Source organism: Methylobacterium sp. Leaf123, assembly GCF_001423405.1.
Taxonomy (GTDB): Bacteria; Pseudomonadota; Alphaproteobacteria; order Rhizobiales; family Beijerinckiaceae; genus Methylobacterium.
Map to the genome: position 1 here is coordinate 339,856 of NZ_LMNS01000038.1, position 16,221 is coordinate 356,076.

The 16,221-nt window shown below is 64.5% G+C and carries 14 protein-coding genes and 3 pseudogenes; 6 read left to right on the forward strand and 11 right to left on the reverse strand.

Annotated features, from left to right (window positions below; all coding sequences use genetic code 11):
• Window positions 1–154: 154 nt before the first annotated feature.
• Window positions 155–592, reverse strand: coding sequence for a hypothetical protein (locus ASF53_RS25965; RefSeq protein ID WP_156635714.1), 438 nt, complete (start codon window positions 590–592; stop codon window positions 155–157).
• A gap of 363 nt (window positions 593–955) precedes the next feature.
• Window positions 956–2,467: pseudogene (locus ASF53_RS21195) on the reverse strand (IS1182 family transposase); the annotation flags it as partial.
• Window positions 2,468–2,774: 307 nt separating this feature from the next.
• Here ASF53_RS21195 and ASF53_RS21200 point away from each other — a divergent pair.
• Entirely contained in the window at window positions 2,775–3,248 is a 474-nt protein-coding gene (locus ASF53_RS21200) for a hypothetical protein (RefSeq protein WP_156635716.1), read from the forward strand.
• On the opposite strand, the gene ASF53_RS21205 is transcribed toward ASF53_RS21200, so the two are convergent.
• The 4 genes and pseudogenes from ASF53_RS21205 to ASF53_RS21215 all read right to left on the reverse strand — a co-directional run bounded on the left by ASF53_RS21205 (window position 3,249) and on the right by ASF53_RS21215 (window position 5,575).
• Complete coding sequence (locus tag ASF53_RS21205) at window positions 3,249–3,950, reverse strand: hypothetical protein (protein WP_056203383.1); 702 nt, start codon at window positions 3,948–3,950, stop codon at window positions 3,249–3,251.
• Window positions 3,951–4,182: 232 nt separating this feature from the next.
• Window positions 4,183–4,350 (reverse strand): annotated as a pseudogene (locus tag ASF53_RS25335) (methyltransferase); the annotation flags it as partial.
• Between the two features lie 164 nt (window positions 4,351–4,514).
• Window positions 4,515–5,144, reverse strand: a complete 630-nt coding sequence (locus ASF53_RS21210; protein WP_286134596.1) for a DUF2380 domain-containing protein — start codon at window positions 5,142–5,144, stop codon at window positions 4,515–4,517.
• Complete coding sequence (locus ASF53_RS21215) at window positions 5,132–5,575, reverse strand: cupin domain-containing protein (protein WP_056203896.1); 444 nt, start codon at window positions 5,573–5,575, stop codon at window positions 5,132–5,134. The genes ASF53_RS21210 and ASF53_RS21215 overlap by 13 nt, the downstream gene beginning before the upstream one ends.
• 159 nt (window positions 5,576–5,734) lie before the next feature.
• Here ASF53_RS21215 and ASF53_RS21220 point away from each other — a divergent pair, with 159 nt between their 5' ends.
• Window positions 5,735–6,751, forward strand: a complete 1,017-nt coding sequence (locus ASF53_RS21220; RefSeq protein ID WP_056203386.1) for an AraC family transcriptional regulator — start codon at window positions 5,735–5,737, stop codon at window positions 6,749–6,751.
• Here ASF53_RS21220 and ASF53_RS21225 read toward each other — a convergent pair.
• On the reverse strand, window positions 6,718–7,092 hold the full coding sequence (locus ASF53_RS21225) for a hypothetical protein (protein ID WP_056203389.1): 375 nt from the start codon (window positions 7,090–7,092) through the stop codon (window positions 6,718–6,720). The two genes, ASF53_RS21220 and ASF53_RS21225, sit on opposite strands and share 34 nt — an antisense overlap.
• Window positions 7,093–7,355: 263 nt before the next feature.
• Here ASF53_RS21225 and ASF53_RS25340 point away from each other — a divergent pair.
• Together ASF53_RS25340 and ASF53_RS21235 are read left to right on the forward strand one after the other, a co-directional pair.
• Window positions 7,356–7,736, forward strand: a pseudogene (locus ASF53_RS25340) (transposase family protein); the annotation flags it as partial.
• A 462-nt stretch (window positions 7,737–8,198) separates the two neighbouring features.
• Window positions 8,199–8,864: a DNA-binding protein gene (locus ASF53_RS21235; protein WP_056203396.1), complete on the forward strand. Its 666-nt coding sequence runs from the start codon at window positions 8,199–8,201 to the stop codon at window positions 8,862–8,864.
• 333 nt (window positions 8,865–9,197) lie between these two features.
• On the opposite strand, the gene ASF53_RS21240 is transcribed toward ASF53_RS21235, so the two are convergent.
• Window positions 9,198–9,548 carry a hypothetical protein gene (locus tag ASF53_RS21240; protein ID WP_056203401.1) on the reverse strand — a complete coding sequence of 117 codons (351 nt, stop codon included), beginning with the start codon at window positions 9,546–9,548 and terminating at the stop codon, window positions 9,198–9,200.
• 61 nt (window positions 9,549–9,609) lie between these two features.
• Window positions 9,610–10,896, reverse strand: coding sequence for an NAD(P)/FAD-dependent oxidoreductase (locus tag ASF53_RS21245; protein WP_056203404.1), 1,287 nt, complete (start codon window positions 10,894–10,896; stop codon window positions 9,610–9,612).
• A 651-nt stretch (window positions 10,897–11,547) separates the two neighbouring features.
• Here ASF53_RS21245 and ASF53_RS25345 point away from each other — a divergent pair.
• Window positions 11,548–11,811, forward strand: a complete 264-nt coding sequence (locus ASF53_RS25345) for a helix-turn-helix domain-containing protein (protein ID WP_286134599.1) — start codon at window positions 11,548–11,550, stop codon at window positions 11,809–11,811.
• On the opposite strand, the gene ASF53_RS27040 is transcribed toward ASF53_RS25345, so the two are convergent.
• A complete protein-coding gene (locus tag ASF53_RS27040; protein WP_082482887.1) occupies window positions 11,783–12,181 on the reverse strand; it encodes a helix-turn-helix transcriptional regulator in 399 nt (132 codons plus the stop codon). The genes ASF53_RS25345 and ASF53_RS27040 overlap by 29 nt on opposite strands.
• A 1,218-nt stretch (window positions 12,182–13,399) precedes the next feature.
• A complete protein-coding gene (locus ASF53_RS26460) occupies window positions 13,400–13,552 on the reverse strand; it encodes a hypothetical protein (protein ID WP_210168542.1) in 153 nt (50 codons plus the stop codon).
• 824 nt (window positions 13,553–14,376) lie between these two features.
• Here ASF53_RS26460 and ASF53_RS21255 point away from each other — a divergent pair.
• On the forward strand, window positions 14,377–16,221 hold the full coding sequence (locus ASF53_RS21255) for an AAA family ATPase (protein WP_162242243.1): 1,845 nt from the start codon (window positions 14,377–14,379) through the stop codon (window positions 16,219–16,221).

Consider the following 16,221-nt stretch of genomic DNA (forward strand, 5'->3'; position numbering starts at 1 on the left):
CAAATCATCAGTGCTAGAGCAGGCACCGAGCAGACTGAATCGCCTGGGTGTATTCTGATAGGTAAAAAACCGATCACGCGGTTGCGATCGGCTCGCCACCGCAATGGCGTGATTGGAGCTGGAATATTCAGGCGCGGCAGGAAGCGAAGTGCCGTTAACGTCCGTAGTCAGGTCCTGTTCGGGATCGGTGCGGCCGTTCAAGTCGGGTCGTGTTCAACGAAGTACCTCGAACCTCTGTGTTACGCCGCAAGATGAAGGGCGAGGCTCGGCGCTCCGCCTGCCGGATGCCCCGGGCCAGTTGCCGCCATGCCATTTGCGGGAGCGCACTCATCTCCTGCAGCACACGGCAGAGCGCCTGCGCCGCCGTGAAGGCGCTTCTCAGATCGAGGCGCTCCTCAGGGCGGGGAGGTCGGATCACACCATCCCGCACGAACGCGCTCCTGTCCTCGACATGATCGACGACGTTCGCCTTCTCCGCATAGCGACGCGCCTCAACGAACAGCCGCTCCCGTAGCTCGGCCACGCTCGGAGCGAGAGCGGGATCCGGCTGCCGCACCCGAACGGCCGCGGCCAGGCGCTCACGCTCGATCACCAGCCATGCCTCCTGCCGGTGCCGGGTCAGACCGACATAGAGCTCGCGCGCGTCCGCCGCCGTGAACCCGCAATAGACCGTCGCCTCGCAGGTCCGACGCTCCCCGGCACGAGAGCCGAGGCCGTGCCTTCATCTGGAACAGCCGTTCAAACGGTCAAACTTGGGTTTGGATCCGGGTCACCCAGGTTAATCGGCAAAGACATGTGCCGCCGCCCCTTTGCTCGCGTAGATATATGGCCCCTCGGGGTAGCAGCCCTGCCTTCTGATCAGAAAACGGTCGGACACTGTTGGCGAAGTCGAAGGCTATGCGGCGAGAGCGCTGAAGCGTGAGGTGTGCGCCGAAGCCAGGGGTCTGCGGGCTCAGCGCAGGCCGAAGCTGCGCACGCCCTGCGAGATCGTGCCCTCGATGCCCTGCCGTTGCTCGTACAGGCGTCGGCCCTGCTCGCTCTCGTGCTGCTTGCGCGCCGCGGCCAACGCCTCGTGCTCGGCACGCGGGTGTAGGGTCAGCCGGCGGCTCGTCGCCCGCGTACAGCGCGGCTTGGCCGGACAAGGACGGCAGTCGCCAGGGCTGAAGCTGGCTCGGATGAACGGGCGAGCGTTCGCCGCGTCCCGGTACTCGCCCCAGCTCGTGCTCTCATGGCCCTCCGGACATCGCGCCCGGCGGCGCTCCCAGTCGACGATGAAGTCCGCCACCTGGATCGCCTCGGCATTGCGCCGCTGCCAACTGTGATTGGACCGCGTTGGGCCGATCAGATCGATCCCGTACCGTGCAGTGGCCGCCACCAGTTGCTCGGCGCTCACGTACGCGGCATCGACCAGATGCTCGGACGGTGTCAAACCTGCCTCGGACAGCGCTTCGTGGATCGCGCCGGTGCGAACGGCTTCGTGCATGTTGGCCGGCGTGGTGTCGGTGTGGACGACCAACCGCGGCAGGCCGTGGTCGCAGGTCTCCGTCAGGTGGACCATGTACCCCGTCCAGTCGGTTCCGGACTTGGCCCGGAACCGGGCGTCGATGTCGTAGGGCGACTCGACACGGTCGCCTGGACCACGCCCCCGCACCTCGCGCAGCCGCACCCAGCCGGCCTCGCCGTCCGTGCCGCTCCCCCGCACGAAGTGGCGCGCCCACACCCGTCGCAGCACGGCGACCGCGGCCAAGGCCGCGGCCGGCGGCGGCGCATCCGCGTCGTCCAGGGCGTCGAGTAGGCGATAGCCATCGGCCCCGACCTGGAGGACGTAAGCCTCGCGCTTCGCGCCGGTCTCCGGCAGGCGCGTTTCCTCGATCCGAAGATCGTAGCGTGAGTGCCACTCGGGCGGAGCGAGAACACGCAGCCAAGCCGGGGCGACTATCGCGACAGCATTGAGGGCCGCGCGCAACGTCTCGGCCAGAAGCTCGACCCGATTGAGGTCGCGCACGGCTGCGAGCACGTGCGTGCTGTCGGTGCGCTGACGGCCCCGCGCCTTGAGCAGGCCTTGATCGCGCGCGGTATCAAGGATGCGGGCCAGCAAGCGTTCGCTGGCCGCGTGCTGCAGGAGGCGGCCCCGGAACTCGCACAGGAGGCTGTGGTCGAAGCCGGAATCGATGAGGTCGAGCGCCAGCAGGTACTTCCAGTCGATCCGCGCCCGGACGGCCTCGGCGGCCTGGCGATCACTCAGGCCTTCTCGGAATTGCATCAGCGTGACGAGGGCCAGACGCCAGGATGCGTAGGCGGGCTGGCCGCGCGCCGGATAGAGATCGGCAAAGGCCGTGTCGGCGAAAATGGGACCGAAGTGATCCCGCAGCAGCAGGTAGGGATTGCCGCGGCGGAACGCGGTTCGAGCGATCCGAGCCGTGTCCTCAGGCACCGGCGGGAGCGCGGATTGCGGGCGGAGCGACATGAGCGGCCTCCGGGCGGGACGGCCACCCTACACCCAGCCCACCACCACTCGGAATTCGCCAACAGGGTCCGTTCGTTTTTCAGACAAATGCGGTCGCACAACCAGAAGACGTTCAGGGTGGTCATCAGACGTTCGCGGTGTCAGAGTCGGTCGGTGATGCTGCAAATCGTCAACCGCCCACTCTCCGGCCTTGGGCAATCCTATGGACCACCGGGCGATGGACCTTTCCCCGCCGTGATGGTCCTCCACGGCTCGGAGGGAGCGTGGTCGGGCTATGGCTGGCAAGCACGGGTTAGGGCGGCCGACGATGAACAAGTGGTTCGAGCCCATCCCGCTGGCGGCCAGGATTTGCCTATCTGCTCTGGGGGGATGTCTGTCCGGCTGGCTGTTCTTCTCGTTCGCGTCAGTCAATTGGCGAGGTCCGACGTCGCACGTCTTTCATGATGTGTTCTTTGGTGGGCTGTTTTTCATACCAATCACCCTCATTCTGATTACGCCGTTGCTATTCGTGGCCCTCGTGCTGGGGGCGATCTTCCGCAGGCAGATCGCCAACAATACGGCCCTATGGACGCTCGCGGCATCCTTTGTGACCTGGATCACGGCGATCTCTGTCATGGTCTTAACCAGTAGCCAGAACGAATGGTGGATGACGCACTCGACCGCCGAACGGCTGACCCAAATGATTACCAGCGGGGATAGCAAGCTAATCCTTGCTGGCGCTTTGGGAGCGGGAGCGACGTTCTACCTAGTGGGACTGGTCCCCTTGGGTTCGGATCCCTGATTACCGTGGCGTTCGCCGCAAGAAGGATTCGATGAGCTGGACCCAGCCGCTGAGCATGATGGAACCAAGCGTCGCTGTCGTGACCAGTCCTACCACCGCCCAGCTGTCGAAACGGGCATTGAGCAACCAAGCGTACTTGTGCTGTATCGCGGTTGCCTGTTCGGGTGTCGTCTGGGAATAGAATGGATAGACCATGTGGTTAAGCTTCATCATGCTCATGTGCAGCCCGAGAGCTCCGAACCCTATCCAATAATTTCTTATGTAGGCCACCGTCGCCTTGATCGGATAGGTCTCGCGATTCTCGCTTCTGCTATAGTCCCAAAACAATAGAGGCAGGAACGCGGGCGCTCCAAAGCATATAATTGTATTTAGATAGACAGTGCTGATTCCCGATCGCTCGATTAGAAACTGCCGCATGTTCGTCAACTGAACCAGCAACGACCACGAGCTGGCCGCTTCAATCGCTTGCCGCTCGCCGACGGAGAATAGGTGCAACGAGATCGACGCGACAACGGCCGCACCCGCAAGCAGGCCTCCGATGACATTGGCCCGATGCTTTCGCAGGAGGCTGGGAAAGAGCCTGCAACAGATGAATACGATCAACCATGCGACCTCGAACCCGTAGGGAAAAGCCAGATAGGCGAAGGCGGTCGGTAGAGTTGCGAAAGCTGCAACGATGATTACGGATTGCAAGATGTACATCGTTTCCGGTCGCCGCTTCAGCCGAAATCTCCGTCCTGTTCTGGAAAGTACGCCCTTCTCAGAGGTGTCGAGCGAATGCATGTTCAATCGGCAAAGTTGGCGGAAAACTGGTGCAAGTCTCGAAAATCGACGAGAGCTTTTAGTTCGAGTTCATGGCTATGGGCATAGCTGTCTCGACTGCAGAGATCCCCACGCGGCTGAGGAAATCGCTCTCAGAATGGTCTTCCATGGTGAGTTCGAGGCCGCCGCCTGCGCCGAGAACGAGCACTTGCGCATCGTTCGGCGCACGCTCTGCCAGAAGTAGCCCTGCCATACGTTGTAGGTCGGCGTAGCCGGGTACCAGCCGCTGCGGATTTTCAACGTAGCGGGCTACAGTCTGCGGATCGGAGAATGCGTCCATGCGCAACGGTAAACCAATACACCGAAGACGAAGCGCTTCATAATCAGCTATGTAGCAGCACGCAGTTAACATGGTGCTTCGCAAAAACATGCAGCCAGGGCTGGGCCAGAACGAAGGAGATCTTTGACGAGCGGTCGCCCACATACCAGTTGCGCCAGTCGCCTTCAGGGGCGGCGGCCCAAGTCGCCTGCCGGCTCTTCCGCGCCGGCGTCACGGATCTGAGCCACAAGGAAGGCTTCGGCTCGCTGCCACGCCTCGTCGGTATCGCCGCGGAAGTTGAGATCGCGTGAGAAGACATCCCGGCCGGTGCGGGCATCCACGAGTCGGGCCCAGAGCTGCAGGATCAGCGTACTGCTCTTGTGCACGACGCCAACGAGAACCAACTCGGCTCCCTGCGCCCGGGATGCCCGCAGCAGGCACTGAGCGTCACCAGCGGGGCAGTCCTTCAGCAGGCGCTCGGCAGGCAGCAGCGTCGCTTGGTATCGTCCCGAGCGAGTGAGATCGGACGCCAGATCCTTGGCAAGGCGCTGCATCCGTTCCGCATGCTGCCGCGATTGGTCGACCGGCTCGCCCGAGGTGTCGAGGAGCTTGATCGGCAACACTGCCAGCCGGACCGGCTGCGCTTCTGCCGCGTCGGCCTGGGACATTCCGAGTGCCATCAGGTGAAGCGCGAGCGCGCCGACCCACACCGATCGGCGCGCATTCGAGACCCAAGCCTCCGCAATGAGCCTCATCCGCGCGCGTCGATCGATCGGGTTCAGGCGCGGGCGGTTCGCAAGGATCAGGCGGCGCATGATGACTGTGCCTCGTAGAGCGCCTTGAACTCCGGGATCCCGAAGGTCGCTACGACCTGGTGGTGCTCGTTGAGGATCTCGTAGACGGGGCCGTCGATATCGCGGTTCGTGAAGTAGACGATCACGTCCTGGTCGCCGCCGCCTTCGGTATGAGGCTCGCCTCCGGCTTTGCCCGCGACATAGCTCCCGACCGGTCGAACCTCTTTGAGCTCCCCGTTCGGCCGGTAAATCCGCAGCTCGCCCTGTAGGACGAGGGTCCGGTAGGCTGCTGCATGGCGATGCAGCGCGATCCGCTCGTTTGCGGCGAACTTGAACAGCAGGTCGACGATCCGGGCATCCTCATCGACACTCAGGATATGATAGGCGGCGTGATCGAAGCCCTCGACCGTCCGCCAGACGATGTTGCGATCATCGAATGCGAGCCTTGCCATGGCGTGCTCCTGATGGGTCCTCTCCGTGCCGACGCGCAGGACGCCTGAGAGCATCCCACCGCGACTGTGCCCCGCGGGCAGATCCAGGCCTAAGCGGATTGCAGCGCGCGCCCTTGCCATTCGGTGCCAACGCACCGACCCTGCAATGGGGAGACGCTCATGCCGGCATACGGTCTGACCCGGGCACGCACCATGGGACCGATCGCGGAGGCCATCACGGCGGCGGGTGGCTCGGTCGCGCGGGTGTTCGGCCGGGCCGGAATACCGCTGACGCTTCTCGACACGCCTGACCGCCTGATCCTGCTGCGTGATCAGCTCCGGCTCGTCGATGCGGCCATGCGCGAGATCGGCGACCCGGCCCTACCGGCCCGGCTCTCAATGCGCACCGGGATCACCGGACTGGGGCCTATCGGCCAACAGGTTCAATCTGCCGCCACGCTCGGGGCCGCCCTCGCACGTGTCGAGATCGTCACCCCGCTTCTCCTTCAGACCGCGACCTGGACAGGGCTGCGCCGACAGGATCGGAGCGCGTTCTACGGCTACGCCGTGGCCGAGCGGATCGACAGCGGGCGTCAGGCGAACGAGATCCTCGCGCTCGGCTACCTGCTTGGTACGGTGCGCCATTTCCTCGGCCCCGCATGGCGGCCGGAACGAGCCGTGGTAACCGGTGCGTGCTTGGCCGGCCGTTCCGAGATCGAGGCGCTGCTCGGCTGCGAGATAGTTCTTGGGGCTCGGGCCGGCCTGGTCTTCCCCGCCGACCATCTCGATGCCGGGAACCCGAAACGCTTTGATCCGACCCAGGCGCATGCGGCTGAGGACGAGCCGATCGGCGAGGACCTTGTGGCCTGCGTCACGCACCTGATCGAACTCGGGCTGGATGGGGCCCGCCCCACCATCGATGGCATTGCCGGCCGTCTCGGCCTCTCGCGCAGGACGCTGCAGCGCCGCCTGGAGGAGACCGGTATGCGGTATGCCGACCTTCAGCGCAGCGTGCTGATACGCCGGGCGAAGGCGCTCCTGTCAGACGGAACGCTGCCGATTGGTCGGATCGGCGTCGAACTCGGCTATGCGGATGCGGCCCATTTCAGCCGGGCCTTCCTGCACTGGACGGGTACGACCCCAAGCGACTGGCGACGCCGTACTCACATGCAGCTTCGTCCGCTCCTCACCGTTTGATTAGCAGGCACGCAAACCTTGCAGTGCGCGTAGCGGCGCACCGCGTCGTAGCCACCAGCATAGCCCTCCGTCCGTAGCCCCTCGAACAGGCGCATGAGGCTGAGACGCTCGCGTTTAGGCTTGGCCAACTCCTCGGACAGCAGGGCGTCCAGGCGCGCGATGTGCCCGTCGAGCTGGGGCCGGGGCTGGTGCTGGCGCTTGTAGGCGAAGGCGGTCTTGTCCGAGCGCAGCGCCTTGCGCACGACCTTGCGGGACAGGCGCAGCTCGCGCGAGATCTCCCGGATGCTCCGGGGCTCGCGAAACAAGCGCCGGATCTTGGCGATGGTCTCCACGATCAACATCCCCGGCTGGCTCCCTGACCGTGAGCGGTAGGGAGCAAGAGATGCACGGGGGCGGGGTGGGTCCCGATTGGGGTTCATCCGCACTTTCGATGCTTCGGGGTGTCTCGGGCGTTAATCCGCGTGGTGGCCCGAGGGCAGCGCGATGCCGATCTCGAACCCGTCGATGCCGTNGGTTCATCCGCACTTTCGATGCTTCGGGGTGTCTCGGGCGTTAATCCGCGTGGTGGCCCGAGGGCAGCGCGATGCCGATCTCGAACCCGTCGATGCCGTTGGTCCCGGACGGCCTGCACGTCGAGGATCTGACGCGGGATGGAACGGCGCTGCTGATCACCGCCCGGACCACGGCGGCCCAAGCCTCCTGTCGGGTCTGCGGGTGTGCTTCGACGCGGGTGCACAGCACGTATTGGCGGACGTTCGGGGACCTGCCCTGGCAGGACCGGGCGGTGACGTGGCGGGTACAGGTGCGCCGCTTCCGGTGCAGCCATTGCCCGGGTCGGATCTTCGCCGAACGCGCGCCGGGGCTGGGCGCGCGCAAGGCGCGCCGCAGCGACCGATTGGCCGAGGTGCAAACCGATATCGGCATGGTGCTGGGCGGGGAGCCCGGCGCTCGGTTGTCGCGGCGGCTGGCCATGCCGGTCAGCGGCCGAGGAAGTCGATGGCCATCGCCCGCTTCTCCCCCCTGAACACACGACGGCCTTCGATGTCCTCGCTCCCAGCGGCCAGGATGAAGAGCAGCCTAATCGCGTCCCGGTGGTGATGCCCCGGCATCGCCACCGATGAGGGAACCTTCGGATGGGACGTCGAAGTGGGAGCGGTTGTGCCCGCGGCCATCAATACCGACCTTGTGCGCGTAGAGCAGGGCGCGACAGGAACCAAAGCGCGTTTGACCAGCGGGGTTCCCGATAAGCTTGATCGGCTGATGTCGCTTCCCGGGACGTAGACGTCCGGCAGGCGGCAGATGCCCGCCAAAACGCTCGCGGAGGGGGTATCGGGAAGCGCTACCTGATACCCGACTGCGGAGGCGCGCTTCCACTCTCCCGGGGGCCAGCCCGCAGCGCCTACTTAACCTGGATCGGGCATGCTCCCCGTACCAAGAGGGGTTGCACATGCCGTACGAGTCCGCCGTCTTCGTCGTCGCTGATGCAATACTGGCCAAGGGCGAGCGGCCCAGCCTGCGCAAGGTGCGCGAAGCAATCCCCACCGGTGGCTCACCCCGTGAGGTCTGCACGCACCTGCGTGCCTGGCGGAAGAAGCGCGGCTACGACCCCAAGCCCGAACCCACTGACATGTCGAAGGCCATGAAGGAGGCCGGCCAGGCGCTCGCCTTGGACCTATGGAAGCAGGCCAAGCGCGAGGCGACCCAGACGTTCTCCCGCGAGCGCGAGGCCGCCGTGGCCATGGCCACGGACGACAAGCAGGACTGCGAGCATCTGCTCGGGATGGTCGAGACCCTGCAGGCGGAGAACACCGCGCTCGCCGCCCGGGCGGAGGCCGCCCGCGTCCAAGCCCGCCTCCACAAGGTCGAGAACCAGCTCGACCGCTTCCGCGCGCTGGAGTTCTGGGACCGCGTCATGCAGGAGATTTTCGAGATCATACCCCCCGGGGGAGCCATGACCCCGGCCGAGATCCTGCCCGAGCTCCGTTCCTGGACGATCCGCGGCGCCGCCCTCCACACTTCAGGCGCCGACGTAGGCCGCCATCTCATCTGGTGTGCCTCACGTGAACGCCTGCTTCAGGACGTCCGGGAATGCCGAGGCGTGGGCGCTGGGTGAGTGCGGGTATGCAGGACCCGGGAAGAGGCGGCTTGGCCGCCTCGATGTCGAAGTTTCCTAGGGACCCAGGTAGCCGTTCCACAACCGATGGACGGGGGACACGGGTCGCTGCGCGGGCACGGAGCAAATGAGGACGCCGAGGGTGTCGTTCGTACCCCCCTGGTCCAACTCGACGCTCGATGGAAAGGCGGCGACAGTCGGTCTCACATCGCAGGCTGTCTGGAGGCGGAAGGCGTCCCTCGCCACGCGTCATCGTCAATCTCGACCTCGTGCGGGCAGCCCGCGTCCGGGCTCGCCCACACGAGGTCATGAAGCGGGCAGGGATCTCCCAGCTTAGACCGCTTCTTGCACCTTGTCGGCAGGGACGGCCTTTGAGCGGCGTCCTGCAACGTTCGCTCGAACGGCCTTCTTCCCAGCGACGGGCTGCGCCGCCCCGACGATCTTGGCGACGCGATTCCTCTTGAGCGGCTGAAGGCGTACGGGCTCGCTTGGGCGCTTGGCCGCCCTGACGAAGCGAACATCCCCCTTGGCCTGCAACGACGCGATGCCTTCGAGGATCAACTCGCGCACGATCTCATTCTTACTCTGGTCTTCCCGAAAGGCGACGACCTTGAGTTCTTGGTCGAGCTCGCTCGGAAGGTACACGGTCCTCAGCACGAGGTTCCTGGCTTCGGCGTTCGCCATAGGGCATCTCCATGCGTATGCGTAAACATATGTACGCGTTTGCATGAAAGGCACAAGCCCGTCATCGATAATTCCGCAGGATCGCATCGGCCATGCCGCCGAGCGCCATCAGCGACATGTAGCCGGGAGCGACGATCTGCGAATGCATCGGCGCGTGTATCTTGGGCCATCCGGGAAGGTCGAAGGACAGGTCAGACTTCATGCCCTCCTCCAGTCCGAGCCTGGTCTCCGCCTGCATCTGGCCCTGGAGCGCAGCGGGCAGCAGACGCTCGAACCACCAACCGTCGAAACCGGTGGCGTCGACGACGATGTCGGCCTCATGTTTATGACTCAAACCCAGCTCGTTCCCGTACTCCACGACCAGCCTCTTGGCCTTTCCGGGCGCGAGGCTGACTTGGTTCGCGCGGCCCGGCACGAGAACGAGATCCTTCGCGTCGGTGAGGATGTCGGTGATGTTTTCCCACACCACACCGCGGTTCAATCGGTCGGTGAATTTTCGCCTGTCCGCGAAGGAAAGCGCCAGCCACGCGTTCTCGTTGTCGAACATGACGCTTTCGAAGAAGTTGACGGTCCTCGTGAACAGCGTGGCGCTATTGTTGATCATCGCGATGCTGTGATGGCCGTTGTTCGAACGAATGAACCAGGCCGCAATGGCTGCGGTCGTTCCGCCTCCACCGACGATCAAGACTTTCCGGGAACCTCTGCTCAACTGGGCTCGCACCCTGGAGAGGTTGTCCCAGAAATCCTCGCCGTTGTAGAGGCGATCGCTGCCGACATGGACCAGTTTCCCGGCTTTGGGCACCTTTCCCTGCGCCGGGCCCGGCCCGGTGAAGACGATGCCGTCGAAACCTTCGACGTCGTAGGCGTCGCCGCTCGCGGTCTCGGTGTAGTTCACCTTCCATCGCCCGTCCGCCCATTCCACCGAGGTTACCTCGCCGATGATGGGCGTGATGCCGGCCGTCTTGACGGCGTAGTCCAGGTAATTCGCGAACTCGCGATGGATGGGCGACTTCCTTCCGCGGCTTACCCATGTCGAGTAATTGTCCTGCAGGGCGGGTTCCGTCATCTGGAAGGCGTCCCAGGAATACTCCTGCTTCATGAGTGCCGAGACGCCGGGCTCAATCCCGTCCACGTACGGGAACCCGAGGTCGCGCTCCGCCGGCGTGCACAGCCGCTGCTCGCCATCGGTGTAACCGTTGCGGCCGTTCCAGGCGGCTCCGATCTGCGCCTTCTCGAAAATTTCGATCCTGATCTTGTTGTCACCGAAGCGGTTGAGGCAATCGGCCTTGGCGCACAGCGCCGCCGCTTTCGGTCCCCCGCCGATGACCGCGATGTTCTTCTCTGGCACGTTCCTCTCCCAATCGAGGGGGCGGACGGGACAAACGGATGGATTCCGCGTCCCGCGGCGCTTTGCCAGGCGCTCACGAAATGCGTTTCGGGCAAGGCGCCGATGTGCGGATGCCAGCACGGCGCTGCCGCGGCAACTCGGGCCCATGCGCCAAAGTCTCGAATGGACGCTTGCGCCTTGATGCCCGCACCCCTGGCGCAGGTCGCAGCAGCCTTGCCGATGGCCGGTTTTCTAGGGCGTCACAGCGCAAGCGAACGACGACGCCTCGTGCGACGGCGAAAAAACGTCCGCAGTCGATAGCAGGCGTCCCGCTCGACGCGACGGTCCGTCCCCTGGAACGACCTCCCCGCGCAAGACCGCGCGTCCCACCGGGACGCCTCGATGAACCATCGACCCGGGGTGACGGATGCCGAGCCGACCCGCCACCGTGGAGCGCCGTCGCGCCAGCGGTCGTCGCGGCCGTATGACCGGATTCGGGTGGCAGTTCTCAGCGGGAGACAACAGGAGTCTCCACACCCCGGTTCGGCATCCGGAGATCGGTCCAGCTCGGAATGAGCGAGCATTCCGAATGGGCGTCGCGCGATTTGCCGATGCTCACGCCATTCCGGTCGGACGCCGGTCGAATGGTACTTAAAGTCCGTCGCTTTCCTGTTGTCGCGCGACTTCGCTGCCGGCGTGAAACGGACTCATCCCGGCGCCCTCCGCGACATCCTCGCGACCAATCTCAGACGAATCCGGACTGAAAGGGGGCTCAGTCAGGAAGCCTTCGGCGATCTCTGCGGGCTGGACAGGAGCTATGTCGGTAGCGTCGAGCGCGGCCAGCGGAATATCTCGATCGATAATCTGGAGCGAATGGCAAAAGCTCTGAACCTGGAGCCTTGGCAACTCATAAGGAGGAACGACACCGGCCGCTAACGCGCGTATTCAAGACTACCCTGCTCTCATTATCCGCCCGCGCCCGCGCAACGCCATCCGGTGGGGTGGGGCATCGTTTTTCAGACGGCGCGTGAGCCTCCGGCTTCCTACTCGCATCGACGATGCTGATCGCACCACCGGGTTCGAACTTGAATTCGACTCCTGCGTTCCGGAAAGCATCCAGCAGAGCCTGCACCTTCCGCGGTTGCGATCGCCCCCGTCCAGTTTCGACAGCTACGATAGTCCGCCTCACGACTTTTGCACGCTGTGCGAGATGCTCCTGAGTCCAGTCGAGAAGAGCCCTGGCAGCCCGAAAATGCCTCGGGGCTAGCTCTGTAAATTTTTCACTTGCATGGCGCACTATGGGCATTATAGTAATCACCAAAGATCAGATGATTCGGCGCAAAAAATCTTGCGCCGAAAACGAACCTCTTCAGGCCGGCGGGATCGGATTAGTTCCGTGTCCTTGAAGATCGGCCCGTGATGCGGCATCGTCAAGTAGCACGATGCTCTCCGTTCCTTCGATGAAGGAACACGCATGTCAGACTGCATAGCGGTCTGCGTGGCGTAAATCTCGCGATGAGCCCACGCATGCGCGCGGCTGTCCTACGACAGTCGAGATCAAGTCTTCCGCATGTCTTCTCCCTCCCTTTCGCCCGGTTCCCGCGGCGTTCGGCACCGTACGCCACTCTCCTGGCGCACAACCCGTGGAATCAGGGTAGCAAAGCGCCTCGCCCTTGAGGCTTCCGCCGTGGCGGTCTCCCACGGGGCCATCTGCCTCGGCCCCGACGAGATCGCGCGGCGCTTCTTCGATCAGGTCGGCATCGGGCCCGAAGCAGTCGCAGTCGTACGCTTCCGCCATTCCGGTCAGTCCTGCACGATCGTAGTGCCGACTTTCCGTACTTGGGGTCGAAACGACCTACGCAGACGCACGGCGCATGCAGCCGACTCTGCCTTCGCCGCCGGTCGAAACGTTGTCGTTGAGGATCCCGGTGCCGTGGAGTTGCAACCACGCCTCCGCAATGCCGAACGCATGCTTAAATCAATGCGAGTACCCGCCATGGGGGATGCAGCAACTCTGTCGCGCCTCCTGTCTGCCCAGGGCGGTGAAGCCTCGCTTGCGGAGTGCGAGGCGGCGCTCGCGAGTCCGTTCGCGGACGGGCGCATCTTCGGGCTGATGGTCGGCGGTCGCGTCGAGATCGACCTTTCAGTTCCCCTTTGCGCCGATAGTCTAGTCCGCCTCCGGTCTCCAGGATGGCCGTTCGCGGAAGCTGGGTTCGGACGAACCGACACATACTCCCCCCAGAGCCTCGTACAGGAGCAGCCTACGGATCCCTAGGGGTCCGTCTTCGCACCGGCCGGGATGCAGAGAGCGGCTTCGTCGTCACCACGACGAATGCCATCAACGGAGGCAGCCATGACCGACCATGGTACCATCATCGAATTTCCCGGTGGCCGGAGGCGAACCGACGCTGTGGCTGTTGGGTCGCGAAGCGTCGCCGATCTGACAGAATCGCTCTCCAGGCAGGTGCGCGCTCGCCGCACGGCGATGGATGTAGATGCACAGCTATCGATCCGCCTCGCCGATCTAACGGGGGTCGCCGACCGGACGATCAGACGGCTCACTTTCCTCGTGCACGCAGGTTCGATCACCGCCGCTTCCGCTGCCCGCCTCGCCATGCGCCATGCCGACGAGGTGCGCGGCCGGCGGCGCGTTTTGGGCCCGGTAGGCGAGGAACATCCCGGCCGCTCCATGTTGGAGGTCACGCTCATCGGCGATCCATTCGGAAATTTCGCGCTTGGCTTTCGGCAGGGCGAAGCGTGGGTCGGATTTGCGCCATTCCATTCCCTGTCTCAGCTCTTCGAACTATGCCCGCCTGGACAAGGTCCCGTATGTCTGCTCGTCGGCTGCGATGCTTGCCGCCGAACCACCGTGCGATGCCTAGATTCACCCCACTGGCGGCAACGCTTATCGGCCCTCCGGTCGCCCCCTCGGCAGCATGCTGCTAGCCAAGTCATCGTTCTTGGCGGACTGCCCACATGCCGCACCAGTCGGGCCTCGGTGCTCCACGCTCTAGACGCTGCGGTTCGTCGGGGAACGGGGGGCGCGTTGATCCCTCCCATGCGGCATCCGCCACAAGTGCGAGGAATACAACCAAGCCGATCCGATTCGACCAGGATCCTCCTGATGCTGATCGAACTAGCTCGCCCTGGCCTCGTGGACGTCGAGCGGGCCGACGAGGAGCCGCTGCCATGACACGGTGGAAGGGAGAGCATACTGAGCATACGTCGACCGGGGTCGAGGATGAGCATCGTGGGCACAGAGCGAAGCCGGATCCAATCATCGCCGGACTGCTCGACCGGCTGGAACCGCGCTCTCCGGACAAAAGCCGTTCGCGGGACGGAGAATGCTGCGCCCCGCATGACAGACGGGGAGCGCCGCCTGTCGGCACCGTTCGCGGCGGCGAGCTCCGCCCGGACATGGTCGGTGCCGCAATCCTCCTCGGAACTGGGCTTCGCTCCGCTCCCGAGTTGCTCGAGAGATTAGATTCCGGCGCCCCCGTGGTGGTCGTCGAGGCAACCGCAGCCGATTGGATCGATCCGACAGCGAAAGCCGCTGCGGTCTGTTTCCGTCCGGTCGCGACAACAGGCTGGCGAGGAGACCGTCGCGACGCTGGGGGCGGGGACGTCGAACTCGAACGGGCGGGGGCAGTCGTCGTCGCCGCGCGGAACGGCTTCCGCTACTCCTCGGAATCTGACGTACAGACCGACGGGGCTTTCCGGGACCATAGGCCTTTGATCGGCATCACGACGTCGACGCGCGCCGGCCTACCTGCCGATCTCCTGAAGGCGTGCGAGGAGACGGTCGTCCTAGGTCGTTTTAATCCGGAAGCGATCAGACTGCTCGTCGAGCGGGTCGTCGGAGTGCCGCCAACCATGTCGGTGTCGGAGGCGATCGCAGCGGAGATCGAGCCTGCCGATCTCCGGATCTCCGTCCACCGGGCTCGGGGAGCGGACGGATCGATCGAACGGCTACGGACCCTCGTCGAGTCGCGCCTAGACCTCCGACGCAAATGCACGGGCACGCGGTTACAGGATTGCGTCGGCTACGGGCCGGCCGCCGAATGGGGCATCGCAGCTGCTCAGGATCTCGCCGCCTTCGCTAGAAACGAGCTTCCTTGGTGCCAATGTGAACCTGGAGTGCTGCTATCGGGCCCTCCGGGCACGGGTAAAACGATGTTCGCAGCGCTTCTTGCCGATCAGGCTGGCGTGGCCCTGCTCGCAGGTTCGCTCGCGCAGTGGCAGTCGTCGGGCGAGGCGCACCTCGGCACCACTCTGAAGGCTATGCGTCAGTTCTTCGAAACCGCAAAGCGCACAGCGCCTTGCGTCGCCCTCATTGACGAACTCGACTCCTTCGGCGACCGCCGACACTTCGCGCATCACAGCCGCGACTATTCCGTCCAAGTGGTCAACGGCTTCCTCGAATGTCTCGATGGCGATGGAGGCCGAGCGGGAGTCGTCCTGGTCGGAACCACCAATCATCCCGATAGGATCGATCCGGCCATCCTCCGCTCGGGGCGCTTCGACAGGCGTATCGACATCCCGCTACCTTCGATGACGGATCTCGCGGCGATCCTGCGCCAACACCTTGGCCGCGACCTCGCCGGGGCCGACCTCATGCTGGCTGCGCGCCATGCTTTGGGTAGCACCGGCGCCGACTGCGCAGCCTGGGTGCGCCGGGCTCGCGCTAAGGCCCGGCGCGAGTGTCGATCACTCGAACCGGGAGACCTCCTACACGAGATTGGTGCGTCTGCGCCTAAGACGGCGTACAGCCAAGATTGGAGGACCGCCGTCCACGAAAGTGGACACGCCATTGTGGCCCATTCGACAGGCCGGGAGGTATCGGAGATCGTACTCCGCTCTTCGATTTCGCAGGTCAGCGGCATGACATCCGTCGAAATCGATGGCATCGCCACCAAGAATGCCCTGCACGATCTCCTATCCGTAATCATGGCGGGGCGCGCGGCTGAGGTTCTCGTGTTCGGAGAACCGTCGGCTGGTGCTGCCTCCGATCTGATGCAGGCCACCGCAATCAGCAACGACCTTCATTGCCGATGGGGATTGGGAGATCGCTTGGCGACATGCGATCCGGAGCGACCTCCCTCGATTGTGCGAACAGCGGTGGAGGAGGACCTGCGCCGCGCGCTGGCCAACGCTGAAGCCATTCTGAAAGCGCGCCGTTCGGACTTGGTGCGTATCGCTGAGGCGCTGCAGAAACAACGATCTCTGACCCGCGACGAAGTTGCGGCACTACTCGAGCCGGGATCGCCATCGACAGCGCCTCCTTCGACAGCCGGACGACTCGGGCTGACGACCGGGCTGCCGGTGACGAGGGTCGTATCGACCTGA